Origin of the sequence: Parvibaculum indicum (assembly GCF_011762095.1) — a bacterium.
In the GTDB taxonomy this organism is placed as follows: domain Bacteria; phylum Pseudomonadota; class Alphaproteobacteria; order Parvibaculales; family Parvibaculaceae; genus Parvibaculum; species Parvibaculum indicum.
This window is the reverse complement of record NZ_JAASQO010000010.1, coordinates 53,101-77,433: the sequence shown is the minus strand read 5'-3', so window position 1 is coordinate 77,433 and position 24,333 is coordinate 53,101. Positions and strand designations below refer to the sequence as shown.

Here is a 24,333-nt window from a genome sequence, read left to right as displayed (position 1 = left end):
GTGACGGAATGTCACGTTAAGGACCGCGCCGTTAACTTTCGGAATATTGCGCGAACGAATCATGTCCGAATCGATGACCGTTCCATCTTCCGTTTTCGTTCACCGCTAAATCTTGTGTATCCACAACAAGTTAGGCGGACAACAGGTTAACGCAGGGGGACGCTGGGGCAGGTTTCACTGCTCTTTCGCGGGCTATTTTGACGTCTATAGTGATCCCATTCGCAATTGAAAAACGGGCCGGAATGCGTCCGAAATCCATGGGAGGATTGCAATGGACTTCACCTTGCCGAAAGAGCTGACCGACTATCTGGACGAGCTCGACGCCTTCATCGAAAAAGAGATCAAGCCGCTTCAGGAGCAGGACGATAACAACCGCTTCTTCGACCATCGCCGCGAACATGCGCGGACCGACTGGGACAATCAGGGTCTTCCCCGCCATGAGTGGGAAGAGCTGCTGGGCGAGATGCGCAAGCGGGCCGACAAGGCGGGCCATCTGCGCTATGCGCTGCCCGGCGAATATGGCGGGAAGGACGGCACCAATCTCGGCATGGCCGTCATTCGCGAGCATCTGGCCGCCAAGGGGCTTGGGCTCCACAACGATCTTCAGAACGAAAACTCGATCGTGGGCAATTTCCCCACCGTGCTGATGTTCAGGGATTTCGGGACCGAGGAGCAGAAGAAGACCTTTATCCCCGGCTCGCTCGACGGGTCTATCCGTGTGGCTTTCGGCCTGACGGAACCTGAGCACGGCTCGGATGCGACCTGGATGGACACGCATGCGAAGCCTGAAAAGCGCGACGGCGTCGACGGCTGGCTCATCAATGGCGAGAAGATGTGGAATACGGGCATGCATGTCGCGACGCATGACTTCGTGTTCGCACGCATCGGCGGCAAGGACGGCGACCCGCTCGGCATTGCGTGCTTTATCGTGCCCTGCGATGCGCCCGGTGTGAAAGTCGAGGAGTATTACTGGACCCTCAACATGCCGACGGACCATCCGCGCGTCTCCTTCACCAATGTGTGGGTGCCGGCGACGGAGATTCTCGGCGATCCGGATCGCGGGCTGGAACTCGCGCAGCATTTCGTGCATGAAAATCGCATCCGTCAGGCGGCTTCCGGCGTCGGCGCGGCTCAGTTCTGCATCAATGAAAGCGTGAAATACGCCAAGCAGCGCGCGCCCTTCGGCAAGCCGCTGGGGACGAACCAGGCGATCCAGTTCCCGCTCGTCGAGACGTATACGGAAGCGGAGATGATCCGCACCCTCATCTACAAGACGGCCTGGCAGATGGACCAGATGTCCAAGAAGGACGTGGCGCGGCACCTGTCGGACAAGGTGTCCATGTGCAACTACCGGGCGAACCGTCTGGTCTGTCAGGCGGCCGATCTGGCGATGCAGGTGCATGGCGGCATCGGCTATTCGCGCCACAAGCCTTTCGAGCATATCTACCGGCATCACCGGCGCTATCGCATCACGGAAGGCGCGGAGGAGATTCAGATCCGCAAGGTGGGCGGTCACCTGTTCGGCTTTATCGGGGCCAGCCAGAAGCAGAAGAAAGCCGCGGAATAGGCTCGCCTTTCAGGGCGGGCAGCGGTCGCATTCGGCGTCAGCCGATTGCGGCCGTTCCTATTTTCGGGGTTTGGGACGGCGGGATCAGACGGGAGGCGGGAAGGTTGACGGCCACTCTCGTGCCGCGGCCCAGTTCGCTTTCCAGCGTCAGCGATCCGCCATGCATCTCCGCCAGGGAACGGGTGATGGAAAGCCCCAGCCCCGTGCCGCCATGCTCGCGCGACGTGGTGTCGCCCACCTGAGCGAAAGGCTCCATGACTTCCTTCAGCTTTTCGGACGGTATGCCGGCGCCGTTGTCGCGGACATAGAGGGTGAGGCCGCCTTCGGGAGCTTCTTCCAGCCCCACATGGACGGCGCCGTCCTCGGGCGTGAACTTGATCGCATTGGAGAGGAGGTTCAGCAGGATCTGGCGCAAGGCTCTCTGGTCGCCCAGGAAATGCGGCGTCTGCGGCGGCACTTCGCGACGGATCGTCAGCCGCTTTTCCTGCGCTTTCGGGCGCGTCAGTTCGATGGACCAGGCGATGACCTCGCTCAGGTCGAGTTCGCTCTCTTCCAGCGTGTAGCGCCCGGCCTCGATTTTCGAGATATCGAGAATGTCGTCGATGACGCTCAGGAGATGGCGTCCGCTGTCATGGATATCGGCGGCGTAGTTCTTGTAGACCTCGGTGCCGACGGGGCCGAACATCTCTTCGCGCATGATTTCGGAAAAGCCGATGATTGCGTTGAGCGGCGTCCGCAGTTCATGACTCATATTGGCGAGGAACTTCGTTTTCGCACGGTTGGCCAGCTCGGCGGCTTCGGTGGCGCGCCGCAGGTTCTGCTCGGCGCGGCGACGCTCGATGGTGATGCCGGCGATATTGGCCGCGCCCTGGAGAAAATGATTGTCCGCGTCGGAAGGCCAGCGATTGTCGCGGAAATAGAGCGCAAAGGCGCCCGCGACATTTCCCTTCCCAATGAGGATGGGCTGAAACCAGATCGTCTGAACGTCCGCGCCGGCGCTGAAATCGGCAATCGTTTTCCCGTGCTTCTCACGCGAGCGAAGATCCGTTTCCACGATCGGTTCGCCTCGCATGGTCGCGGCGCCGAAACTCCCGTTCCTCAGATGCGGCCAGATACTCGTAATGGAATCTGCGAAATCCTCCGGCATGCTGGGCGCGGCGCATGTGGTCAGGTTCCCCTGACCGTTCACGAGGAAGACGACGGCCCGGCTGTCGGGCGTGGTTTCTTCCGCGCCCTGCGCCAGCTGGACCATGATCTCGGTCAGCGAGGCGCCGGTCGCGAGTTTCTGCAACACGTTGAACTGGTGACGTAGTTCGTTCTCCGTGCGCTTTCGGTGGGAGATGTCGCGGACATTGATAAGGATGCCGTTCACCGCCGGGTCGTCGAGCAGATTGATGGCGGAGGCTTCGATCCAGCGAAATTTTCCGGTGGTCGGATCGCGCAGGAGCAGTTCGACGAGTTCGGCGGGCGCTTCCGCGGAAATGGCGGAACGCAGCGCCTCGTCTATCGGCACCTTCTGCTCCTCCGGCATCTGGTCCCTCAGATACTTTCCGCGCATGTCTTCCGGGATATATCCAAGTTCTCTGATGCCCTGCGAGGCGAATTTGACGATACCGTTCCGGTCGGTGATGACGAGCGCGTCGAAGCCCTTCTCGACCAGCGACCTGAACTGCGCTTCGTCGCGATGGCTGCGTTGATAGGCTGTTTCGGCGTTCCGCCGCGCGGCTTCCGACCGGTCGCGGGCGGCGGCAAGGTCCTTGATCAGCTTTGCATTGCTGATGCGCAGCGACAGCGTTTCGAAATCGGCGCGCCGGGTGTTGTCCGCAATGTGAAGCAGGAAGCCATAGGCGGGCAGAAAACCGAAAGACATCATCATGAAGACCGGCTCTTCCGATGCGGCGCCGGCGATGAGAGCTGCCATCATGGCGGGCGCGGATGCGCCGAACAGCGTCTTGCGTGTGGCGTTGCCGGTAAAGACGGACAGGATCACCACGATCAGCAGGGCGACGATCAGCGTGATGCACTGAAGCGGCGCTTCGGGAACCCAGAAGAGATATATGCCGGGAAGCCAGGTGACGTCCGTGGCCATCAGGCAGAGCAGCATGGGGGTGGACCAGTCGCGGGAATAAAGTCCCTGCCTGAACATGCGGTCCGTCAGCAGCGCATAGGCGAGCGACGCCGCGGCAATGCCCAGCCACCAGATCATGAGGGTGCCGAAGCTGAAACGGCTTTCCAGCGCGAGAATGAACCCTGCGCTGACCGTGGGAAACAGGAAGGGAAAGTGCCGATAGGCACGGATCATCGATGCAATCTGCTCTCGCCGGATTGCATTTCTTTCTCCGTCGCCGATATCGGCATTTTCCGCCCTGGCGCCGGGCAGCATGACAGGGAAACGCGGCAATGCGTTTTCCTTCTGCCTTTTTCGCGCCTTTTCCTCCATCGGGACGGGCCCTTCCGATCCAGATTGCCCAGCCCTCAAGTGGTAATTACAAGACGTAAAGTTTCCCTGAACGGGGCCCGCCCGTGTGGTCTTGCCTTAATACGGATTGGGGACGGTTCTGAGCTCGTCCAGATCCGGGCGCGCCCGGGGCCGGCTTTCGACCTGACAGGATGCGCGGACCCTTTGATCCGGCAGGCTGGTGGCCGTCCAGTACTCCGGATACCAGGCGTTAAGGCGGTCCAGAACGGTGGTGGCCTGGGCGGTGGTCAGTTTTCCCCGATATTTGTCCGTGACATCGGGGTCCGGCGTGACGCCGAGGGAAAGAAGGGATGCGTTGCGGCTGTACAGGCGTGCCCAGAACGCGCCTTTTACCATGGCGGACGGGGCGTCGGCGCCGTCGCTTGCGTAGTGCAGGGCAAGGGTCTTTTGCGCGTCCGCCCAGCCGGCATTGGCGGCGCGTTGGATCCACTGGATGCCGGAGGCCTCGTCGCCCTTGCGGATCAGGCACTGGCCGAGCGCGGTCTGGGCGCCTTCATAGCCATGGCCGCGATAGGCGAAGCAGGTCAGCACATCCATGGTTTCCTGGTTGCAATCGCCTCTTTCGGCTTTCTGGACCGAGCTGGCATAGAGCGTGCCCAACGGGTCCTGGCCGGCGAGCGTGGGGACGAGTTTGCCGTCCTTGGTCCGGCGCATGGAGCCGGGAGAGTCGCTGCAGGCGGTCACGCCCAGCGACGCGGCCACAAGCACGATCAGGGTCAAGGCCAGCCGATTGCCCTTATTAAGCATTCCGATTTCTCCCACCTTTCAATTCGAGCGAGACCATACAGGCTGTGGGGCGGTTTTCGAAGGGTGATATGGTGACGATATTTTCAGGAATATCCTCAGGCTGCGATGCGCTGACGCTGCGGCGCGTTGCTTTTGAGGGCGGGGTAAGGCGGCGGTTTGACCGGCTGGGCCCGATTGTCGATACTCCGCGCCAAATTTCAGGATGATACCTGTGGCTCCACCGGCCGCAGCGGCGTTCGCACGGGACAGTAACCATGGCCGATAAAAAGACGTTGAAAGACTGGGAAGAGGCGGTTGGCAAGCAGACCAAGGGAGCCGGTTCGGAAAGCCTTGTCTGGCATACGCCCGAAGGGATCGACGTCAAGGCGCTCTACACGGCCGAGGATCTGGAAAAGCTCGCCGCCCAGGGTTTCGATGCCGATACGCTGCCCGGCTTTGCGCCCTACACGCGAGGGCCGCAGGCGACCATGTATGCGGGGCGCCCCTGGACCATCCGTCAGTATGCGGGTTTTTCCACGGCCGAAGAATCCAATGCCTTTTATCGCCGCAATCTCGCCGCCGGGCAGAAGGGCCTGTCGGTCGCTTTCGACCTTGCGACCCACCGCGGCTATGACAGCGACCATCCGCGCGTGGTCGGCGATGTCGGCAAGGCGGGCGTGGCGATCGACAGCGTGGAGGACATGAAGATCCTCTTCGACGGTATCCCGCTCGACGAGATGTCGGTGTCGATGACGATGAACGGCGCTGTGATCCCGGTCATGGCGAACTATATCGTCGCCGCGGAAGAGCAGGGCGTTTCCCAGGACAAGCTGTCGGGCACCATTCAGAACGACATTCTGAAGGAGTTCATGGTCCGCAACACCTATATCTATCCGCCGGAACCTTCCATGCGGATCATCGCGGACATTATCGGCTATTGCTCGAAGAACATGCCGCGTTTCAACACCATCTCGATTTCCGGCTATCACATGCAGGAAGCCGGTGCGACGCAGGTGCAGGAGCTGGCCTTTACCATTGCCGACGGCCGGGAATATGTGCGCGCCGCGCTTTCCGCCGGGCTGGGCGTGGACGATTTTGCGCCGCGCCTGTCCTTCTTCTTCGCCATCGGCATGAATTTCTTCATGGAAGTGGCCAAGCTGCGCGCCGCGCGTCTTCTCTGGGCGCGGGTGATGTCGGAGTTCAAGCCGCAGAACCCGAAATCCTCCATGCTGCGCACGCATTGTCAGACTTCCGGCGTGTCGCTGACCGAGCAGGATCCCTACAACAACGTCATCCGCACAACCATCGAGGCCATGGCCGCGGTGCTGGGCGGTACGCAGAGCCTCCATACCAATGCGCTCGATGAGGCGATTGCGCTGCCGACGGATTTCTCGGCCCGTATTGCGCGCAACACGCAGCTCGTCATCCAGCACGAAACCGGCATCACCAATGTCATCGATCCGCTGGGCGGCTCCTACTACATCGAGACGCTGACCCATTCGCTGGCCGAGGAAGCCTGGAAGCTCATTGGCGAGGTCGAGGAACTGGGCGGTATGACCAAGGCGGTCGAGAGCGGTATGCCCAAGCTCAAGATCGAAGAGGCGGCTGCCCGCCGGCAGGCGCGTATCGACCGTGGCGAAGAAGTGATCGTCGGTGTGAACAAGTATCGCCCCGCCGAGCCGGATCCGATCGACATTCTCGACATCGACAATACGAAGGTGCTGACCTCGCAGGTGGCACGTCTCAAAAAGCTGCGCGAGGAACGTGACGAAGCGAAATGCAAGGCGGCGCTCGAGGCGCTGACGGCGGGCGCGAAATCGGGCGGCAATCTGCTCGAGCTTGCCATCGAGGCGGCGCGCGCCCGCGCCACGGTCGGCGAAATCTCCGATGCGATGGAGGCCGTGTTCGGCCGTCACCGCGCCGAGATCAAATCCATCTCGGGCGTCTACGGTTCCGCCTATGAAGGAGACGATCGCTTCATGAACATTCAGAACGATATCGAAGCCTTTGCCGAGGCCGAGGGCCGGCGTCCCCGCATGCTGGTGGTGAAGATGGGGCAGGACGGCCATGACCGGGGCGCCAAGGTGATCGCGACGGCCTTTGCCGATCTCGGTTTCGACGTCGATGTGGGGCCGCTCTTCCAGACGCCGGAAGAGGCGGCCCGCGAGGCCATCGAGAACGACGTGCATGTCATCGGCATTTCGAGCCTTGCCGCGGGGCACAAGGTGCTTGTGCCCGCCCTTTCCAAGGCGTTGAAGGAACAGGGCGCGGACGACATCGTCATCATTTGCGGCGGTGTCATTCCGCAGCAGGATTACGAATTCCTGCGCAAGGCGGGCGCATCGGCCATTTTCGGGCCCGGCACGAATATTCCCGAATGCGCGGCGGAAGTCCTGTCGATCATCCGCGAGAAGCGCTCGCAGGCAGCCTGAGTATCCGGATTTCATCCGGGAGACTGTGAAATGTGAAAAGCCGGGGAACACACCCCGGCTTTTTTGTTGAGGATTATTCGGCGCCGTCTGTTGCCTTGTCCGCCTGGCTGAACTTCTTCGGTACGGGCGGCAGGCGATCCCAGCCATGGGGCTCAAGGCTTACCAGCTCCAATACCGCACCGCCGATGGGCGTGCGCATCTTCAGCTTGATCGGCAGGTAGAGGCGGCCCTTCTCGAGCGGGGCGAGCCAGACTTCCGTCGCCCGGTCGCGGCGGAGCATCTGGGTGAACTTCTTTCGCTCCGTCCCCGTCTTGGGCGTGAAGGCGGCCTTGCAGACGATGGCATGCCCCGAATAGCCGCGGTCGCGGGTCGTGATCTCGGTTTCGCGGTCCTTGCTCAGCTTGATGTCGTAGCGCCGCTTGCCGTCGAAAATCCGGATCGTGCGGTCGCAGGGGTTCCGGGTTCCGGCGACGGGTACGAGAAGCGCGCTCACCGGATCGCGGGTATTGCGCCGTTCGCCCGGCAGGACGGAGATCTTGCCCTCGGGGGGATCGTTGCGGGTTTCCGGCATGCCGGATGCGTCCCACGACATGAGGCGGGTCTTGGTCTTGTCGTTTTCGCGGGAGACGAAGACATAGCGCTGCGGCTTGACCTGCAAGCCGTCGACCGCGCCTTCCGCACCGATGTCCCAATGCCCGTCCCAGAAGGCGGCGGGCAGCCCCGCCGCGCCAAGCTGCGCGCGCATCTTGTAGTTGTCGCCGCCGATCCAGGTGTCGAGCGTGCCCCTGGCGACGAGGAAGCCGCCGACATAGACCGTATATCCGGCCCGGAGCGAACGACCGCTCTTTCGATCCGGTTGGGTTTGCGGACGCGAAAGAGGGGTGGCCGTCATGTCCACCGAGGCCATTTTCGTTTCGGCCGTATTCGGCTCGGCATGGGCAAGCCCGGCGCTTCCCAGAAGGAGCCCCGTGAGTGCCAGCGCCGATACGCTGTTTCCGGTCAAAACTCGCCACATGACGTTGCGGCCCTTTCGTATTTTCCGGCCCGAAGGTCCGGCAATCATCCTATTTCAGCTTTCAAGAATGGCGAAATGAAGCTGAACCGCCGCTGAACGGCGCGATTTCCCCGTTTCCGGCCGCTTCCGGGGACTGGACGGCGGCGCGGGGCACGGTTATGCAACGAGGATGACGAGAGATTCCGGCGCCATGAAGGCCGACACGCAGCCTTTCGACCGACGCAGCACCGATCCGGGCGAGATCGCCGAGGCGATCAGGGCGGGCAGCCGCTCCGCGCTGGCGCGCGGCATCACGCTGGTGGAATCGGCAAGGGCCGATCATCAGGAAAAGGCGCAGGCGCTTCTGGCCCTGCTTTTGCCGGATACGGGCAAAGCCATACGCATGGGGCTTTCAGGCGCGCCGGGCGTCGGCAAATCCACCTTCACCGAAGCCTTCGGGACCATGCTGACGGCCAAGGGGCATCGCGTGGCGGTGCTTGCCATCGATCCGTCCTCGTCGCGCACAGGCGGGTCCATCTTGGGCGACAAGACGCGGATGGAGCTTCTGGCGCGCGATCCTAATGCCTTTATCCGGCCCTCGCCTTCGGGCGGTACGCTGGGCGGCGTGGCGCGGCGGACGCGAGAGGCCATGCTGCTGGCGGAAGCAGCGGGCTTCGACGTCATCCTGATCGAGACGGTGGGCGTGGGGCAGTCGGAGACGGCGGTTTCCGACATGGTGGACATGTTCCTGCTGCTCTTGTCGCCGGGCGGCGGGGACGAGCTTCAGGGCATTAAGCGCGGCATCATGGAGCTTGCCGATCTTATCGTGGTCAACAAGGCCGACGGCGACATGCTGCCCGCCGCCAAGCGTGCCAGCATGGAATACAAGACCGCGCTTCACCTGATGCGGCCCAAATACGCTGCCTGGACGCCCGAGGTGCAGCTTTGCTCCGCCCTCAGGAATGAGGGGCTGGAAGGCGTCTGGGACGCGATCAAGCGCCACCGGGAGGCGCTTCAGGCGGAAGGCGAGCTCGATGCGCTGCGGGCCGCCCAGGCGAGGGCCTGGATGTGGACGGAGGTCCGGGAAGGCCTGTTCTCGGCGCTGAAAGCCCATCCGGAAGCCTCCCGGCTGGTGCCGGAGCTGGAAGCGGCCGTTTCGGAGGGCCGGGAGACCCCGACCGCCGCCGCGCGGCGGCTTTTGTCCATTGTCCTGGGCGTTGAGGTGCCGTTGGCGGATTGATGACGCGGATTCCGGGGATTGGCCGGTTTTCGGCGTTCTCCGGCCTTGACGGGGCCTGAAGCGCCTTTTATACGTCCCCGCTCAGGTGGCGCGCGGATATCCGCGGCGCCCCGACATATTTGACCGAAACCCAGTATCAACCAGGGGCGTTAAAGCAGGTCGCCGGTTTCAAAGGTGATCGCCGTCCCGATGTTCGAGGAATAACCCTATGTCCCGCCGCTGCGAACTGACCGGCAAAGGTGTGATGTCCGGCAACAATGTGAGCCACGCGAACAACCGGACGCGTCGTCGCTTTCTGCCGAATCTGTGTCAGGTGTCGTTGTTGAGCGATGCGCTGGGCCAGCAGGTGTCCCTGCGCGTCTCCGCGCATGCGCTGCGCTCGGTGGAGCATAAGGGCGGTCTGGACCTGTTCCTGCTCAACGCCTCGGACGACCAGCTTTCGCAGCGTGCGCTGAAGCTGAAGCGTGCCATCGCCAAGAAGCAGGCGACCGCCGCCGCCTGACGGGCCGCCGAAACGACATTCGGTAAAAAGGCCGCCCTTTCGGGGCGGCCTTTTTCGTTCGGGCGGTCAGTCCGGAACGGGCTGCGCCTGTGCGTCCGGTGTCGGCGCGGGCGTGTCGGCCGATTGAGCCCCTCTGAGGGGCGGCTCCGCGGCCTCTCCCGATTGCGGAGCGCCACTGAGCCGGTTCATCCTGTCCGCCGGCAGGTGGAACATGAGCAGCAGGGTGCGCTGGATCGGATTGAAATTGTCGTCCGAGATCAGATAGATCCAGGCGCCGCCCTTGCCGTCGCCGCGCGCGGAAATGCCTTCCATATTGTCGATGGAATAGCTCTGGCCGACATCGATGAGGACCGGGCCGTCGACGAGAGCGCCCGGCGTGAGACGGTCGTTCTTCAGATAGCGTATCTCCATGCCGACGCCGCCGATGATGGAGAAGCGCCGCTCCAGCAACAGGTAGTCGCCATTGGGCAACCGGGTGAGGTCCGTGGGCTTGTAGGGTGCGCGCGGTTTCACCTCGAAACGCTGGAAATCGCGGCCCTCGGCCAGAAAGGCGCGGATATTGCCGCGCGGGTCCAGCGTGTCCTCGGTGATGGCGACGAGACCGGCATCGTCCTTTCCCGGCCGCGCCGGATGCCAGGCGAGCGCCTCGATGCCGCCATTGAAGGAGAGGCGGCCGAGACGGCGCTGGGTAAGGAGCTGCAGGGGTTTTGCCGCCAGCGCGTGATTGGCAATGTCGTATTTCCAGATGCGGTGGGCGCGCTCGAAGCTCACATAGGCCTGCGAGGCGAGCGGGTCGTCGCCATCCACGGTGAGGCCTTCCGCGTCGCCGAGCTGCTTTATGTCGGAAACAGGCTTGCCGTCGAGGCCCAGCATGGGCGCCAGACGCGCATCGGCGATGCCGTAGATCCGGCCTCTTTCGTCATAAAGAATCCGGCCGCTCAGCCAGCGGCCCGTGTCGGAAATGGCGAGAAGGCGGCTTCCGTCCGCGCTGACCGAGAGCCCCGACCATCCGCCGAAATCCCCGTCGGACGAGGTCAGCTCCACGCCGCCGGCCCATTCGAGGTCGCCGGTTCTGGTCTCCTGTCGGTTGTCCGGGTTCCAGGCGAGGGGATGGGCTTCCACATCGATTTCACCATCCGCAAATGCGGAGCCGCTGACGCCGCTTGCCATGCAAAGGACAATCGCGACGCAGCGAGTGACCCTCCAGCAGAGTTCACGCAATTTTTCTCACCATCATGTTGAGGCTGTCCGCTTTGCGCGCGGACGATTGGACTGTGTCGGTCATCATATCGGCGAGCGCGTATGCTGCAATGTCCGTCACGCCGGATTTCGTGCCCAGGGCGGCAAGGTGAGGCGCAGGCGGTCGCGTCTTATCCAGCGCGCGATCAGCAGGGCCGACACGATGGCCAGTCCGCTGGCCAGACCGATCCAGACACCGAGACCGGCCATGCCGAGGGGAAAGGCGAGGAGCGCGCCCACGCCGAGGCCGCCGATCCAGTAGCCGAGCGCGGCATAGATCATCGGGACGCGCGTATCCTGAAGGCCGCGCAGCATGCCGGCGCCGATGACCTGCGCTCCGTCGAAGACCTGAAAGAGCGCGGCGATGAAGAGGAAGCTGACGGCGAGAGGGATCACGCGCGCGTTTGCGGGATCGGCAAAATCCAGAAAGGCGCCGATCAGCAGGTGCGGCGCCGAAATCATGAAGACCGCCGTCACGCCCATAAAGGCAATGCCCATGATGAAGGGGGTCCAGCCCGCGCGCGACATGGCGGCCTCGTCGTTCGCGCCATAGGCCCGCCCCACGCGCACGGTCGCGGCCTGGGCAAAGCCGAGCGGCACCATGAAGCTCACCGCGCAGAGTTGCAGGGCGATGGTATGGGCGGCCAGCGACACGGTGTCTATCAACCCCATCAGGAACGCGGCGGCGCTGAATACGGTCACCTCGAACGTCACGGTGAGAGCGATCGGCAGGCCGACCGTCCAGATCGCGCGAAAGCGTACCCAGTCGGCGCGCCAGAACCGTCCGAACAGGTGGTAGCGGCGGAACTGCCGGTCGCTCAGCACCACGAGCGTCAGCGCGCCGAGGGTGAAGAGCGAGGTGATGAAGCTGGCGATGCCCGCGCCGACAAGGCCGAGAGCTGGCGCCCCGAAATTGCCGAACATCAGGCACCAGTTGGCAAAGGCGTTGACCGCAATGGCGCTCGTGCCGACTGCGAGCGCCCAGCGCGGCCGCTGCAGCACGGACAGGAAGGAGCGCAGCGTCAGATAGGCCAGCGAGGGCAGATAGGCCCATTGCAGCGCGTGCATATAGGCGGTCGCCTGGGCGGCGACCTTCGGGTTTTGACCCAGGGCGAGCAGGATCGCTTCCGTGTTCCAGAGCGCGACCCAGACCGGCAGCGTTATGGCGATGCAGGTCCACAAGGTCTGGCGCACCGTCCGGCGGACTTCGCGGACCGCGTGATTGCGTCTGCCGAGTTCGGAAGCCATCAGCGGCGCGCTCGCATTGACGAGGCCGATGCCGAACATGAGGAAGGCGAAATAGACGTTGAAGGCCAGCGCACCGGCGGCCAGCTCCTCCGGTCCCAGCCATCCCATCATCAGCACATCCGTCGAGTTGACGAGAATCTGGGCAAGATTGGTGAGGATCAGCGGCCAGGCCAGGACGATCGTCGCCTTCGCCTCGACCCGCCAGGGACGAAGTGCCGGATTCGATATGGCAGAAGCGAAAGACATGGACCCGTCCGTTGCGCGGAAAAAAGCCGGGCAGATTACTCGGTTGAAAGCCGCTGGCAAGGCGCAATCGGACGGGTCACGTTTTTTTGAGCGGTCTTCGCGCTGACCCCCTCAGCCATGCGACGAGCGGGAAGGGCAGGTAGATCAGATAGATAAGGCATACGGCCAGCACCAGCCCGTGCGGATCCCAGAGCTGCATCAGCCAGCCGGAAAAGGGGGCGCCGCAGAGAGCGCCCGTGCCCCACATGGCAGTGGTGAAGGCCGAAGCGCCGGCCAGCTCCCGGCCGGAGAAAGTCTGTCCCACCACCACCATGCCGAGGGTGAAAAGGCCGTTGGCAAAGCCGACCACCACGAAGACGGCGATGGCGGTGGCGATGAAACCCGGCAGGAAGAAGGGTAACGCCGCGTAGCCGGCGATGGAGAGAATGACGAGAAGCGTCATGAAGGCATAGGCGTTCACCTTGTCTGCGATCATGCCGACCAGCGGCTGCACGAAGATGGCGCCGATGGCCGAGATGGTGAGGAGCGAGACGGCCGCATCCTCGCCCATGCCCAGTTTCATCGAATAGAGCGGGAAGAAGGTGACGAGCGCTTCTTCGGAGGCGGCGAAGAAGAAGTTCACGAGGAGCGCGGCGGGCGCGATGAGGAGGAGGCGCCACATGGCGCTGCCCGTCGCCTCGCCTGCGAAAAGATTGGTCTTGCGGTCGGCGGTCGCAGTCAGGAAAGCCGCCAGCACCAGCATGGCGCTGGCGAAGAAAAGCGGCGTTACGTCGGTTCCCATCACGGCGAGCGTTGCCGGCCCCAATGCGAAGCCGGTCGCGGCGGCGGCGCCATAGATGCCCACGATTCGTCCGCGCCTCTCGTCGGGGGCGAGTGCGTTGATCCAGGCCTCGCTCGAGCCCCAGAGGATCGTGCCGCCCACGCCCAGCAGGAAGCGCAGGGGAAACCAGGCGTGGAGGTTGGGATAGAGCGCCATCAGCAGCAGGGCGAGAGCGGCCGTCAGAATGGCGACGATCATGAGGTTCGCCGGGCCGAGCCGGGCGATGGCCCGGGGCACGAGCGGGGTGACGAAGAAGACCGGCAGCGCCTGGGCGGCGGTATTGAGGCCGATCATGGCCGGCGAGACGCCTTGCCGGGCGAGGATGATGGCGGTGAGCGGAAAGGTGATCCCCATGGTGAGGTTGACGAAGCCCATGGAGGCAATGGCGGCCACGAGGCTCCGCCGGTGGGCGGGAGGCATGGAGGAGGGCGGGTGCAGGGGTGTGGCTGTCATCGGGGGATACTCGCGAAATGGGAATTGATAAATAAACTAAATAGTTTATAAAATAAAGCGCGTTTCCGAGATGCCGCGTAAGGGAGCCTTGCCGAACCATGAGTCCTTCAGCCGACCGTATTCTTAACCTGCTCAAGCGCGACGGGCCGCTCACCGCGGACATGTTGGGGGAGGAACTCGGCATGACGGGCATGGGCGCCCGCCGCCATCTGGACAATCTCGCCGCGGAGGAGCTGGTCGAAACCTTCGACCGGGTTGAAGGTGTCGGGCGGCCGAAGAAGTTCTGGTTGCTGACGCAGAAGGGGCATGACCGCTTCCCCGATACGCATGACGAACTCGTGGCGCAGATGATCGGCGATGTGCGCCGGGTCTTCGGCGAAGCGGGACTGGAGAGGCTTATCGCCGAACGCGAAGTGCAGATGCGGAAGAGTTACGGCGATGCGACGAAGGACGCCGCCTCGCTTTGCGACAAGCTGGAGGTGCTGGCCGATCTCAGAACGCGCGAGGGATATATGGCCCGGGTGAAGGCGCTCGATGAGCCCGGCGAGTATCTGCTGATCGAGGATCACTGCCCGATCTGCGCGGCGGCGCGTAGCTGCCAGAACTTCTGCCGGTCGGAATTCGATATCTTCCGCGCGGTGCTGGGTCCCTCGGCGGAGATCGAGCGGATGGAATATCTGTTCGAGGGCGGCAGGCGGTGCGCCTACCGGATCAGCGAAAAGCCTTGAGCGCCTTGGCGCTTGCGCGCCCCTTGGCCTTTTTCGGCGACTGGCCGCGCGCCTTCAACTGACCGGCGCGCATCTGGCTTTCATCCTCGAAGAGTTCGGCGAGCTTTTCGGTGAGCGCGCCGCCAAGCTGCTCGGCATCCACGATGGTGACCGCGCGGCGATAGTAGCGCGTCACGTCATGGCCGATGCCGATGGCGATGAGTTCCACCGGGGACAGCGTTTCGATCTGTTCGATCACGCTGCGCAGATGCTTTTCCAGATAATTGCCCGCATTCACCGACAGCGTGCTGTCGTCGACCGGCGCACCGTCGGAAATCACCATCAGGATACGGCGCTGCTCGGGACGGCCGAGCAGGCGGTTATGCGCCCAGATCAGCGCTTCGCCGTCGATGTTTTCCTTCAGCAGGCCTTCGCGCATCATCAGGCCGAGATTGCGGCGCGCGCGGCGCCACGGGCTGTCGGCGGATTTGTAGACGATGTGGCGGATATCGTTGAGGCGGCCGGGCTGGGCGGGCTTGCCTTCCGCAAGCCAGCGCTCGCGCGACTGGCCGCCCTTCCAGGCGCGGGTCGTGAAGCCCAGGATTTCCACCTTCACGCCGCAGCGTTCCAGCGTGCGGGCGAGAATGTCGGCGCACATGGCGGCGACCGTGATGGGGCGGCCGCGCATGGAGCCAGAATTGTCCAGCAGCAGCGTCACCACCGTGTCGCGGAAATCGGTATCGCGTTCGGTCTTGAAGGAGAGCGGCTGCATGGGGTCGGTGACGACGCGGGTAAGGCGGGCCGTGTCCAGCATGCCTTCCTCTAGATCGAACTCCCATGAACGGTTCTGCTGTGCCTGAAGACGGCGCTGCAGCTTGTTGGCCAGGCGCGAGACGACGCCCTGCATCTGCTGCAATTGCTGGTCGAGATACTGGCGAAGCCGCGTCAGTTCTTCGATGTCGCAGAGTTCCTCGGCCTCGATCGTTTCGTCATAGGCCTGGGTGAAGATCTTGTAGGCGGCCTGGTTCTTGTCCTCGCCGAAATTGTTCGGGCGCCAGGGCTGTTGTCCCTCGCTCTCGTCGTCTTCCGCCTCGCCTTCCATCGGCATGTCGTCGGCGTCGACTTCGACGGTCTGCTCGTCGCCTTCTTCGCCTTCGCCTTCGGAATATTCGACCTGATCGGCGGAGGCGCCCTCGGGCTGCTCGGCTTCGCCGGACTGGCTGTCGTCGGAGGTTTCCTCGCTCTGGCCTTCCTGATCGTCGTTGTCGCCGGAATCCTCGCCGCTGTCTTCGCCGAGTTCCTCGCCCATATCGAGATCGCGCAGGAGGTCGCGCGTCGCGCGCGCAAAGCCGGTCTGATCGTCCAGCAGGTCGTGCAGGTTGTCGAGCGAGCCGCCGGCCTTGTCCTCGACGAGCTGGCGCCATTGCGCCACCAGCTTTTCGGCGGCGGGCGGCGGGGCCTCGCCGGTCAGCTTTTCGCGCACGATCATGGCCAGCGCTTCGGAAAGCGGCGCCTCGTCGCGCGAGGTGATCTTTTCGTAGCCGCGCTCGTGGAACTTCTGCTGAAGCGCGGCGGCGAGGTTATGCGCCGTGCCTTCCATCTGCGTGGCGCCGATGGCTTCGCAGCGGGCCTGTTCGAGCGCGTCGAAGATCTGCAACGCCTCGCCGCCCTTGGGCTGCAGCTTGATGGACGTCTTGTCGTCGTGATGGGCGAGGCGCAGCGCATAGGAGTCCGACACGCCGCGCACGCGGGCCACTTCTTCGGGCGGAAGATGACGGCTCGGCATGGGCAGGCGCGCGCGCAGACCCCGAAGACCTGGGGCCTCCGTGCCATAGGTCACGTTCAGCTCGGGCTCTTCCGACATGGTTTTCATGGCGGTGGTGAGCGCGCGCTTGAACGGTTCTGTCGGTCCTTCCTTGGCCATGGCTCGTGCGATGCCTAACGACGCAGTGTCAGTGAGTGGAAGCTCAGGCGACCTTCACATTGGCCGCCGACTCCGGCAGATCCTCGCCGAAGCAGCGCTGGTAGAACTCGGCCACCGTGGCGCGTTCCAGCTCGTCGCACTTGTTGAGGAAGGTGACGCGGAAAGCAAAGCCCACATCGCCGCCGAAGATTTCCGCGTTTTCCGCCCAGGTGAGGACGGTGCGCGGGCTCATCACGGTGGAGATGTCGCCATTGATGAAGGCGGAGCGGGTAAGATCGGCCACGCGCACCATGGCGGAGACCGTCTTGCGGCCTTCTTCGGTGTTGTAGCTCTTCACCTTGGCCAGCACGATATCGGTTTCGGCATCGTGCTCCAGATAGTTGAGCGTGGTGACGATGTTCCAGCGGTCCATCTGGGCCTGGTTGATCTGCTGTGTGCCGTGATAGAGGCCCGAGGTGTCGCCGAGGCCGACGGTATTCGCCGTCGCGAAGAGCCGGAAGGCCGGATGCTGGCGGATGACGCGGTTCTGGTCGAGCAGCGTCAGCTTGCCCGAGGCTTCCAGCACACGCTGGATCACGAACATCACGTCGGGGCGGCCCGCATCGTATTCGTCGAAGACGAGCGCCACGGGATGCTGGCAGGCCCAGGGCAGGATGCCTTCGCGGAATTCGGTGATCTGCTTGCCTTCCTTCAGGACGATGGCGTCCTTGCCGACAAGGTCGATACGGCTGATATGGCTGTCCAGATTGATGCGGACGCAGGGCCAGTTGAGGCGGGCGGCCACCTGTTCGATATGGGTGGACTTGCCGGTGCCGTGATAGCCCTGAACGATCACGCGGCGGTTGAAGGCAAAGCCTGCAAGGATCGCCAGCGTGGTGTCGTGGTCGAACAGATAGTCCGGGTCGAAATCCGGCACATATTCGTTCGGCTCGGAAAAAGCCGGGACCTGCATGTCGACATCGATTTTGAAGACTTCACGGACATCGGCTTTCTTGTCCGGCAGCATTTCAGTGATGCCATTTTCCTGTTCGACGCTCATACTAACCTGCTTCCCTGCCTCAAATTTCTCAATCCGCGGCTTTTTCGCCGTCTATGATCCAATCGATCCGGTTCCGGCCTCGTCGCGAAACGATCCCTCGCTCGCGCAAGGCCGCACAAATGCGCCGGCGCCGGCTTTCGACCAGCCTCCGCCGCTCATTATCTGCCGCAGACTAGCAGAAACCGCTCTTTCGGAGATAGTCGTAGGCCTGAATCACGCTTCGCAAACGCTCTTCGGCCGACCGGTCGCCACCATTCGCGTCCGGGTGATGCCTTTTCACCAGTTCCTTATACCTTGACTTGATGTCGTTCAAGGACGCGGTCTCGTCCAGCCCCAGCGTGTCCAGCGCCTTGCGCTCCAGCGTGCGCGGTTTACGTCGGGGACGGCTGTCCTCCTGCGAGGCCTGCCGGATCTTTTCCCAGGCGAAAAGCTCGTGCGGATCGGTATAGGTCTCGGCCTTGTAGTAGCGGGGATTGACGCGGGTGCCGAAGCCCGTGGCCGCGGCGTTGACGCCCAGGCCCCAGGTCGGCCGGTGGCCGGTTGCCGCATCGCGCTGGAAACGGGCGATTTCAGCGTCGTTCATGCCCTTGAAATAGTCGTAGGAGGCGTTGAACTCGCGGATGTGATCCTCGCAGAACCAGGCATATTGTTCGTTAGCCGCGGTTTCCTCGCCCGGTTTCTGGTCGCGCGCCGTCACCCGGGGGGCCCTGTGCGTGCCCGGCCGCTGGCATCCGGCCCATTCGCACCGGCGGCGCTGCTGCTGCTGGCGCGCGGCGCGCAGTTTCGAGGCCGGCTGTTCCATGCCTCTCTGCTTGCGCGGTGCGATACGAATGGAATCGAAATATTTCGAACTCAGCTTCACGTTGTATCCGTCTTGGGGAATCCGGGTTTGTCCCTTAAGGGAATTATGGGTTGGCGATCCCGCCTAAACAAGGAAGGATCGCGCGCAATGTCCTCTCATCATTGCCAAATGCCCGGGATCGTCGGCCATGTTGGAGGAGCGAAGATTTCAAGAGGTCCGGATATGTCGGTTGCCGAAACCATTCGTCGTAAGCTCGAAGAGGGGTTGAGCCCCTCGACCCTCGTGATCGAGGACCAGTCGCATCTGCATGAGGGGCATGCCGGGCACCGGCCCGGCGGAGAAAGCCATTTTCATGTGACTATCGTCTCCGAGGCGTTCAACGACGTTCCGCGCGTAAAGCGGCATCGCATGGTGACGTCGCTTCTGGCCGACGACATGGGACATCCCATCCATGCGCTTGCGTTGAAGACGCTGACGCCTGCGGAAGCCGAAAGGGACGATGCGCGCTAGGACGCGGCCTAGACCGTAACGGGCGTGACGCGCAGCTGCGTAATCTGGTTGCGCTGACGCCGCAGGACTTCGAAGCGGAAGCCGTAAAAGGTGAAGGCCTGGCCGACCTCGGGAATGGTTTGCGCTTCGTGGATGACCAGGCCCGCTATCGTGGTGGCTTCCTCGTCGGGCAGGTGCCAGTCCAGCGCGCGGTTGATATCGCGGATGGGGACGCTGCCGGAGGCGAGGATGGAGCCGTCGGCCTGAATGCGCAGGCCCGTTACCTCGATATCGTGTTCGTCGGAAATCTCGCCGACGATTTCCTCCAGAATGTCTTCCAGTGTGATGAGGCCCATCAGCGCGCCGTATTCGTCGACGACAAGGGCGAAATGGGCCTTTCGGCGCAGGAAGGCGTTGAGCTGGTCCTGAAGCGCGGTGCTGTCGGGCACGAACCATGGTTCGGCGGCAATGTCGAGAATCTGCACCGCTTCCGGATCCCAGCCGGCCCCTGCCAGCGCGCGCAACAGGTCTTTGGCGTGCAGCACGCCGACGATGTTTTCCGGTTCGTCGCGCCATAGCGGGATGCGCGTATGCGGGCTTGCCAGCACATGGGAGATGATTTCGGTGTTGGGGGTCGATGCGTCGATCATGGTCATGTTCTTGCGGTGAACCATGATGTCGCTCACTTCCAGATCGCGCAGATCCAGAATGCCGCCCAGCATGTCGCGATCGCCCTTTACCACGCCGCCTTCCCGGTGGTGCAGGTTGATGGCGCCGCGGATTTCCTCATGCGGCGAGAGCACATGGTCGGTGCCGCTGACATCGACGCCCATGATGCGCAGCGTCTGGCGCACGATGAACTGTACCGCGCCCGTCACCGGCGCAAAGAGCGCGGTTACGACCCGCACGACAGGCGCCACCGCCAGCGCGAACCGGTCGGTGTTGGTGATGGCGTAGGTCTTGGGCAGCACTTCGGCGAAGATCAGCACGATCGCCGTCATGACCAGCGTCGCGTAGACGACGCCCGCATCGCCGAACAGCGCGAGGAAGACGCTCGTCGCCAGCGCGGAGGCGAGGATGTTCACCAGATTGTTGCCGAGCAGCAGCGCGCCCAGCAGGCGCTCGCGGTCTTCCGTCAGCGACAGCACGATCTTGGCGCGTTTGACCTTCTCCTCGTCGAGATGGTGCATGCGCGCGCGCGAGGCGGCGGTCAGCGCGGTTTCGGACCCGGAAAAGAAGGCGGAGAAGACGATCAGCACGAAGATGGCGAAAACCATCATCCCCAGCCCGAAAGACAAGATCATCAGGCGGCCTCTCGCTCTCCCAGCAACGCTTTCAGGGTGCCCCGATCTGCGTCGCGCGTGATGAAGGCTTCGCCGATGCCGCGCACAAGAATGAAAGTCAGCTTGCCGTCCACGACTTTCTTGTCCTGTCCCATCAGCGCGATGAGGCCGTCGGCATCGGGGAGCGGGCCTGGTATGTCGGCGAGCGAACAGGGCAGGCCCGCGCGCTCCAGATGACGGTGAACCCGCACGGCGTCCTGCGACGGGCAGAGACCCAGCCGCGTCGAATAGTCGAAAGCGAGCGCCATGCCGACGGCCACGCCTTCGCCATGGACGAGCTTGCTGGAGAACCCGGTCGCCGCTTCCAGCGCATGGCCGAATGTATGGCCGAGATTGAGCAGGGCGCGGACATTGCTCTCGCGTTCGTCCGCCGCGACGATGGCGGCCTTGGCCTCGCAGCTCTTGACGATGGCATAGCTGCGCGCGGCATCGTCGCCCGCCTTGATCGCGTCGAGATTGGCTTCCAGCCAGTCGAAGAAGTCGCGGTCGCTGATGAGGCCGTATTTCAGCACTTCCGCGTAGCCGGCGAGGAAGTCGCGCATGGGCAGCGTCTTCAGCGCGTCGGTATCGGCGAGAACGAGGCGCGGCTGATGGAAAGCGCCGGCGAGGTTCTTGCCCTGTTTCGTGTTGATGCCCGTCTTGCCGCCGACGGAACTGTCCACCTGCGAGAGGAGCGTGGTCGGGATCTGGGCGAAATCGACGCCGCGCCGCACGATGGAGGCGGCGAAGCCCGTGAGGTCGCCGATCACGCCGCCGCCCAGCGCGACCACCAGATCGCCGCGCTCGACGCCCGTTTCGAGCAGCCATTCGGTCAGCTTTTCGAGCTGGGCGAAGGATTTGGTGCTTTCGCCCGCGGGCAGCACGATTTCGTCATGCGCGATGCCGTGTTCGTCCAGCGAGGCGGCGAGGGCGGGCAGATGGTGTTTTGCCACGGTTTCGTCGGTGACGATGGCGACGCGCGCGCGGCGCAGCAGCGGTTCGAGATATTTGCCCGCCTGCGCGATCAGCCCCGGCCCGACATGGATGTCATAGCCGCGCTCGCCGAGCTCGACCCTTACCGTTCTCACGTCTCTTGCTTCGCCGGTCATGCCTTCGCCTCGCGATACTCGTCGAGCGCCGCGACGATGGCATCGACGACAGCCTCATGCGGGCCCTCGCGGCTTTCCACCGTGATGTCCGCGCCCGCATAGACGGGGTAACGCTCGCCCATCAGTTTTTCCATGGTGGCGCGCGGGTCCGCCGTCTTGAGCAGGGGGCGGTTGCCCCGTTTGGAGACCCGCTTCATCAGCACGTCGATATCGGCCTTGAGCCAGACCGAAACGCCCTTGTTCGTGATTTCGGCCCGGGTTTCGGGGTCCATAAAGGCCCCGCCGCCGGTGGCCAGAACCTGGGGGCCGTCGTCCAGCAGGCGCGAAATGACCCGCCTTTCGCCCTCGCGGAAGACCTTTTCGCCCCGGAGTTTGAAGATTTCGGGAATGGATTCGCCCGCGGCCTTCTCGATTTCGGCGTCGGCGTCCACGAAATCCAGGCCGAGGCGATGCGCCAGGCGCCGGCCCACCGTGGTCTTGCCCGCGCCCATGAGGCCCACAAGGACGATGGCGCGGCGGTCAAGCGGCAGCGGGGCGTCGCCGTTTTCGGCGGCCCCGTCGCGTGATCTTACCTGACTGTCGCTCTCGGCCATTTCCCTGCCATTAACCCTGAATTGCTTTAGCGGCGCTGCCGATCCGGCTCCTAAAATGCCGGATCGGGCCTTAACGATCCGATATTAGCCGATTGATAGCATGGATGCAGGCCCGCCAACGGGTAGATAGGCATTCAAGGGTCACGCGTCACGCCTAAATTTCGCCGCAAGGGACGTCTAGGCACGTATTCTGGAGAGACCGGTCAAAAAGAAACAAGCCAAAAGCCGGGTTGCTGATGTTAAAGGCATGAGGCAGGCGGGGCCGGTCGTATTAGACGAGGTTAGTCACAATGGGTCGCAGCGCCTTTCCGCTGATCGGAATCATTGTCGTGGTCGCGGCGCTCGGCGCCGGGATCGTATATCTCGGACAGGCAGTCCATCCGCAGGCCCAGACCGTGGAAAAGGTCATCCCCGATGACAGCATGCCGCGATAACCCGACGGAGGCGTCACGCCGATCGAAGACCCGCCGCAGCACCGCGCTGGGAGGGGCTTTCGTGTGCCTGGCCGTTTTCGGGACGTCGCAGGCTCTGGCCGCGGCCGACGCCTATTCGGGGCCGCGCAGCATCGTGCCGCCCGGCTTCGGTGCGTCCGGCGGGACGGCGGCGCCCACCGATGCGGGCAGGACGGGGCTCGGGGACGGCGGAAATGCCGGTGGCGGCGCCGATCGCGGCGCGGCCCGGTCGGCCCCTGCGCAGCTATTCCCCTCCGGCAGCGCCGCGCCGGATGAGCCCGCCGTGCGGGTGATCCGCTCCACACCCGGCGCATCGGGGACGAGTATCCAGGTCGGGCGCCTGTCGCGCGTGGATGCTTCCACCGCCTCGCTCATCGGGCCCGACAGCGGCAATCTCGGCAGCGATATGTGGGAGAATTCCCGCCGGGGCGACATCGAACAATTGCTGGCCGATCTGCCGCCCGCGCAGGGCTCGCCCGTGCTGATCAATCTCAGGCAGCGGCTTTTGCTGACGGGCGCGACGCCGCCTCCGGGCATGACGGCGAGTTTGAGCGCGGGCAGCGGCGGCGGCCGCGATTTTCTGGCACTGAGGCTCGATGCGCTTTTGGCCGCCGGGCGGGCGAGCGACGCGCTGGAGCTTGCCGCCGCGGCCCCGAAAGACCGTCCGGCCTCGATCGCCATGCTGCAGGCGCGGGCTGCGCTGGCGTTGGGCAAGGGCAAGGAAGCCTGCGATGCGCTTTCCGCGCTGCCGGCCAGCGGCGATCTCAGGACGGAGCCGCAGGCCGCCTTTGCGCTGAAACTATCGGCTTATTGTCAGATTCTCGGCGGTAATCCGGAGCTGTCCGGCATCACGGCGGATCTTGCGCGGGAAGAAGGGCTGGACGACCCGCTCTTCTATTCGCTTCAGGGCGCGGCCGCCGACGGGATCAGGCTGAAGGCACCGGCCCCGGACAGGCTGAGCGAAATCGATTTCGCCTTTTACGGCCTCGCGAAGAGGGATTTTCCGTCCAATGCCGCGGCGATTGCCGTGCCTTCGGTGCTGCCCGCGCTGGCGCAGAACGCCGAGGCGGCACCGGAGATACGGATCGAGGCGGCCGAGCGCGCGGCGAGGCTCGGTCTTGCGGGCGGCGATGTGCTGGGGACGGCCTACAAGGCGGCGACTTTCACGCAGAAAGATTTCGACGGGCTGAAATCGGGCACCTATCCGGACAGTTCGGCCATGCGGCGCGCGCTCCTCTACCAGGCCATTGCCCGCGAGGTCATGCCGCGCAAACAGTTGCAGATGATCGCGCTGGCGCTTTCGACGGCGGAACCAGCCGGACTTGCCTATCCGACGGCCGAGGCCCTGAAGCCGTTGCTGGACCGGATCCGGACCGGGGCCGAACTGGCCGGCGTTGCGCCCATCGCGGTGCGCGCCTATATCGTTCTCGGCGATGCCGCGCGCGCGAGCGCCTGGCGCGAGGCGATGGCCTCCGCGGGAGGCGGGTTCGGCCGCGGAACGCGCGAACTCGACGCCATGCTGCGCCTGATGAAGGGCGACAGGATCGACCTGCCGGACGATATCGGCGCGACGCTGCTGGGCGATCTGCGCTCCGGCGTCACCTCCACGCAGCGTTTTGCCGCCGCCGAGGCGGTGATGCTCGACGCGCTGGGCGCCGATCTGCCGAAGGAAGTCTGGGATACGATTCTGGATCGCCGGGATTTGTTCACCGGCGCCGCGCCGCGCGAAGCGCTGTTCAGCCGGATGCAGGCGGCGAGCACACGCGGGGCGCGCGGCGAAACCGTTTTGCTGGCGCTGACCGCGCTGGCCGAACACGGGCCCTCCGGCACGCATGCGAACGCAGTGGCGGAAGCGGTGAAGAGTCTTGGAAATATCAAGCTTGAAGGTGAGGCGCGGCGCCTTGCCATAGAGGCGCTGTTAGCGCGGAGTAGCATAGGACGTGGGTAAGT

General features: G+C 63.9%; 20 protein-coding genes. 8 read left to right on the top strand and 12 right to left on the bottom strand.

Translation table 11 applies throughout. The features are described 5' to 3' along the window. Positions 1–271 precede the first annotated feature (271 nt). Positions 272–1,567, top strand: a complete 1,296-nt coding sequence (locus tag FHS78_RS13055) for an acyl-CoA dehydrogenase family protein (protein WP_167094814.1) — start codon at positions 272–274, stop codon at positions 1,565–1,567. A gap of 37 nt (positions 1,568–1,604) precedes the next feature. On the opposite strand, the gene FHS78_RS13050 is transcribed toward FHS78_RS13055, so the two are convergent. Beyond that, positions 1,605–3,869, bottom strand: coding sequence for a PAS domain-containing sensor histidine kinase (locus tag FHS78_RS13050; RefSeq protein ID WP_167094813.1), 2,265 nt, complete (start codon positions 3,867–3,869; stop codon positions 1,605–1,607). Between the two features lie 234 nt (positions 3,870–4,103). Beyond that, complete coding sequence (locus FHS78_RS13045; RefSeq protein ID WP_167094812.1) at positions 4,104–4,793, bottom strand: SEL1-like repeat protein; 690 nt, start codon at positions 4,791–4,793, stop codon at positions 4,104–4,106. A gap of 254 nt (positions 4,794–5,047) precedes the next feature. On the opposite strand from FHS78_RS13045, the gene scpA reads away from it, so the two are divergent. Further along, on the top strand, positions 5,048–7,204 hold the full coding sequence (gene scpA / locus FHS78_RS13040) for a methylmalonyl-CoA mutase (protein WP_167094811.1): 2,157 nt from the start codon (positions 5,048–5,050) through the stop codon (positions 7,202–7,204). Between the two features lie 73 nt (positions 7,205–7,277). Here the strand turns inward: scpA and FHS78_RS13035 are convergent, their stop codons facing one another. Further along, the gene (locus tag FHS78_RS13035) at positions 7,278–8,207 is read right to left on the bottom strand and encodes a DUF3108 domain-containing protein (protein WP_167094810.1); all 930 of its coding nucleotides are present in this window, start codon (positions 8,205–8,207) and stop codon (positions 7,278–7,280) included. 181 nt (positions 8,208–8,388) lie between these two features. Here FHS78_RS13035 and meaB point away from each other — a divergent pair, with 181 nt between their 5' ends. Together meaB and rpmB are read left to right on the top strand one after the other, a co-directional pair. Beyond that, positions 8,389–9,438 carry a methylmalonyl Co-A mutase-associated GTPase MeaB gene (meaB, locus tag FHS78_RS13030; protein ID WP_246220492.1) on the top strand — a complete coding sequence of 350 codons (1,050 nt, stop codon included), beginning with the start codon at positions 8,389–8,391 and terminating at the stop codon, positions 9,436–9,438. 208 nt (positions 9,439–9,646) lie between these two features. Continuing rightward, positions 9,647–9,940, top strand: coding sequence for a 50S ribosomal protein L28 (rpmB, locus tag FHS78_RS13025; RefSeq protein ID WP_167094809.1), 294 nt, complete (start codon positions 9,647–9,649; stop codon positions 9,938–9,940). A 66-nt stretch (positions 9,941–10,006) separates the two neighbouring features. Here rpmB and FHS78_RS13020 read toward each other — a convergent pair whose 3' ends face one another. From FHS78_RS13020 to FHS78_RS13010, 3 genes are all read right to left on the bottom strand, one after another. Next, positions 10,007–11,110, bottom strand: a complete 1,104-nt coding sequence (locus tag FHS78_RS13020; protein ID WP_167094808.1) for an esterase-like activity of phytase family protein — start codon at positions 11,108–11,110, stop codon at positions 10,007–10,009. A gap of 147 nt (positions 11,111–11,257) precedes the next feature. Continuing rightward, entirely contained in the window at positions 11,258–12,673 is a 1,416-nt protein-coding gene (locus FHS78_RS13015) for an MATE family efflux transporter (protein ID WP_167094807.1), read from the bottom strand. Between the two features lie 76 nt (positions 12,674–12,749). Continuing rightward, positions 12,750–13,946, bottom strand: coding sequence for an MFS transporter (locus FHS78_RS13010; protein ID WP_167094806.1), 1,197 nt, complete (start codon positions 13,944–13,946; stop codon positions 12,750–12,752). A 98-nt stretch (positions 13,947–14,044) separates the two neighbouring features. Here FHS78_RS13010 and FHS78_RS13005 point away from each other — a divergent pair, with 98 nt between their 5' ends. Continuing rightward, positions 14,045–14,674: a helix-turn-helix transcriptional regulator gene (locus FHS78_RS13005; RefSeq protein ID WP_167094805.1), complete on the top strand. Its 630-nt coding sequence runs from the start codon at positions 14,045–14,047 to the stop codon at positions 14,672–14,674. On the opposite strand, the gene cobT is transcribed toward FHS78_RS13005, so the two are convergent. From cobT to FHS78_RS12990, 3 genes are all read right to left on the bottom strand, one after another. Then, positions 14,658–16,577 (bottom strand): cobaltochelatase subunit CobT, encoded by a 1,920-nt coding sequence (gene cobT / locus FHS78_RS13000; RefSeq protein WP_167094804.1) that lies wholly within the window; start codon positions 16,575–16,577, stop codon positions 14,658–14,660. The genes FHS78_RS13005 and cobT overlap by 17 nt on opposite strands. A 43-nt stretch (positions 16,578–16,620) precedes the next feature. Next, a complete protein-coding gene (gene cobS / locus FHS78_RS12995) occupies positions 16,621–17,616 on the bottom strand; it encodes a cobaltochelatase subunit CobS (protein ID WP_167094803.1) in 996 nt (331 codons plus the stop codon). A 172-nt stretch (positions 17,617–17,788) separates the two neighbouring features. After that, on the bottom strand, positions 17,789–18,478 hold the full coding sequence (locus tag FHS78_RS12990) for a DnaJ domain-containing protein (RefSeq protein WP_167094802.1): 690 nt from the start codon (positions 18,476–18,478) through the stop codon (positions 17,789–17,791). Positions 18,479–18,640: 162 nt separating this feature from the next. Here FHS78_RS12990 and FHS78_RS12985 point away from each other — a divergent pair, with 162 nt between their 5' ends. Further along, positions 18,641–18,928, top strand: a complete 288-nt coding sequence (locus FHS78_RS12985) for a BolA family protein (protein WP_167094801.1) — start codon at positions 18,641–18,643, stop codon at positions 18,926–18,928. Between the two features lie 8 nt (positions 18,929–18,936). On the opposite strand, the gene FHS78_RS12980 is transcribed toward FHS78_RS12985, so the two are convergent. From FHS78_RS12980 to FHS78_RS12970, 3 genes are read right to left on the bottom strand one after another with little or no spacing between them, the layout of a single operon-like run. Next, a complete protein-coding gene (locus FHS78_RS12980) occupies positions 18,937–20,211 on the bottom strand; it encodes an HlyC/CorC family transporter (RefSeq protein WP_167094800.1) in 1,275 nt (424 codons plus the stop codon). After that, a complete protein-coding gene (gene aroB / locus FHS78_RS12975) occupies positions 20,211–21,338 on the bottom strand; it encodes a 3-dehydroquinate synthase (protein ID WP_167094799.1) in 1,128 nt (375 codons plus the stop codon). Before aroB ends, FHS78_RS12980 begins: the two co-directional genes overlap by 1 nt. Beyond that, on the bottom strand, positions 21,335–21,931 hold the full coding sequence (locus tag FHS78_RS12970) for a shikimate kinase (protein WP_167094798.1): 597 nt from the start codon (positions 21,929–21,931) through the stop codon (positions 21,335–21,337). The genes aroB and FHS78_RS12970 overlap by 4 nt, the downstream gene beginning before the upstream one ends. A gap of 290 nt (positions 21,932–22,221) precedes the next feature. Between FHS78_RS12970 and FHS78_RS12965 the strand changes: the two genes are divergently transcribed. Beyond that, positions 22,222–22,365 carry a hypothetical protein gene (locus FHS78_RS12965; RefSeq protein ID WP_167094797.1) on the top strand — a complete coding sequence of 48 codons (144 nt, stop codon included), beginning with the start codon at positions 22,222–22,224 and terminating at the stop codon, positions 22,363–22,365. A gap of 61 nt (positions 22,366–22,426) precedes the next feature. Beyond that, positions 22,427–24,331 (top strand): hypothetical protein, encoded by a 1,905-nt coding sequence (locus tag FHS78_RS12960; protein WP_167094796.1) that lies wholly within the window; start codon positions 22,427–22,429, stop codon positions 24,329–24,331. The last annotated feature ends 2 nt before the right edge of the window (positions 24,332–24,333 follow it).

Bases quoted from the DNA above. Each gene is read 5' to 3' on its own strand.
- FHS78_RS13055 (WP_167094814.1), top strand. From the start codon at position 272: ATGGACTTCACCTTGCCGAAAGAGCTGACCGACTATCTGGACGAGCTC.
- FHS78_RS13050 (WP_167094813.1), bottom strand. From the start codon at position 3,869: ATGATCCGTGCCTATCGGCACTTTCCCTTCCTGTTTCCCACGGTCAGC.
- FHS78_RS13045 (WP_167094812.1), bottom strand. From the start codon at position 4,793: ATGCTTAATAAGGGCAATCGGCTGGCCTTGACCCTGATCGTGCTTGTG.
- scpA (WP_167094811.1), top strand. From the start codon at position 5,048: ATGGCCGATAAAAAGACGTTGAAAGACTGGGAAGAGGCGGTTGGCAAG.
- meaB (WP_246220492.1), top strand. From the start codon at position 8,389: ATGACGAGAGATTCCGGCGCCATGAAGGCCGACACGCAGCCTTTCGAC.
- rpmB (WP_167094809.1), top strand. From the start codon at position 9,647: ATGTCCCGCCGCTGCGAACTGACCGGCAAAGGTGTGATGTCCGGCAAC.
- FHS78_RS13020 (WP_167094808.1), bottom strand. From the start codon at position 11,110: ATGGCAAGCGGCGTCAGCGGCTCCGCATTTGCGGATGGTGAAATCGAT.
- FHS78_RS13015 (WP_167094807.1), bottom strand. From the start codon at position 12,673: ATGTCTTTCGCTTCTGCCATATCGAATCCGGCACTTCGTCCCTGGCGG.
- FHS78_RS13010 (WP_167094806.1), bottom strand. From the start codon at position 13,946: ATGACAGCCACACCCCTGCACCCGCCCTCCTCCATGCCTCCCGCCCAC.
- FHS78_RS13005 (WP_167094805.1), top strand. From the start codon at position 14,045: ATGAGTCCTTCAGCCGACCGTATTCTTAACCTGCTCAAGCGCGACGGG.
- cobT (WP_167094804.1), bottom strand. From the start codon at position 16,577: ATGGCCAAGGAAGGACCGACAGAACCGTTCAAGCGCGCGCTCACCACC.
- cobS (WP_167094803.1), bottom strand. From the start codon at position 17,616: ATGAGCGTCGAACAGGAAAATGGCATCACTGAAATGCTGCCGGACAAG.
- FHS78_RS12985 (WP_167094801.1), top strand. From the start codon at position 18,641: ATGTCGGTTGCCGAAACCATTCGTCGTAAGCTCGAAGAGGGGTTGAGC.
- FHS78_RS12980 (WP_167094800.1), bottom strand. From the start codon at position 20,211: ATGATCTTGTCTTTCGGGCTGGGGATGATGGTTTTCGCCATCTTCGTG.
- aroB (WP_167094799.1), bottom strand. From the start codon at position 21,338: ATGACCGGCGAAGCAAGAGACGTGAGAACGGTAAGGGTCGAGCTCGGC.
- FHS78_RS12970 (WP_167094798.1), bottom strand. From the start codon at position 21,931: ATGGCCGAGAGCGACAGTCAGGTAAGATCACGCGACGGGGCCGCCGAA.
- FHS78_RS12965 (WP_167094797.1), top strand. From the start codon at position 22,222: ATGGGTCGCAGCGCCTTTCCGCTGATCGGAATCATTGTCGTGGTCGCG.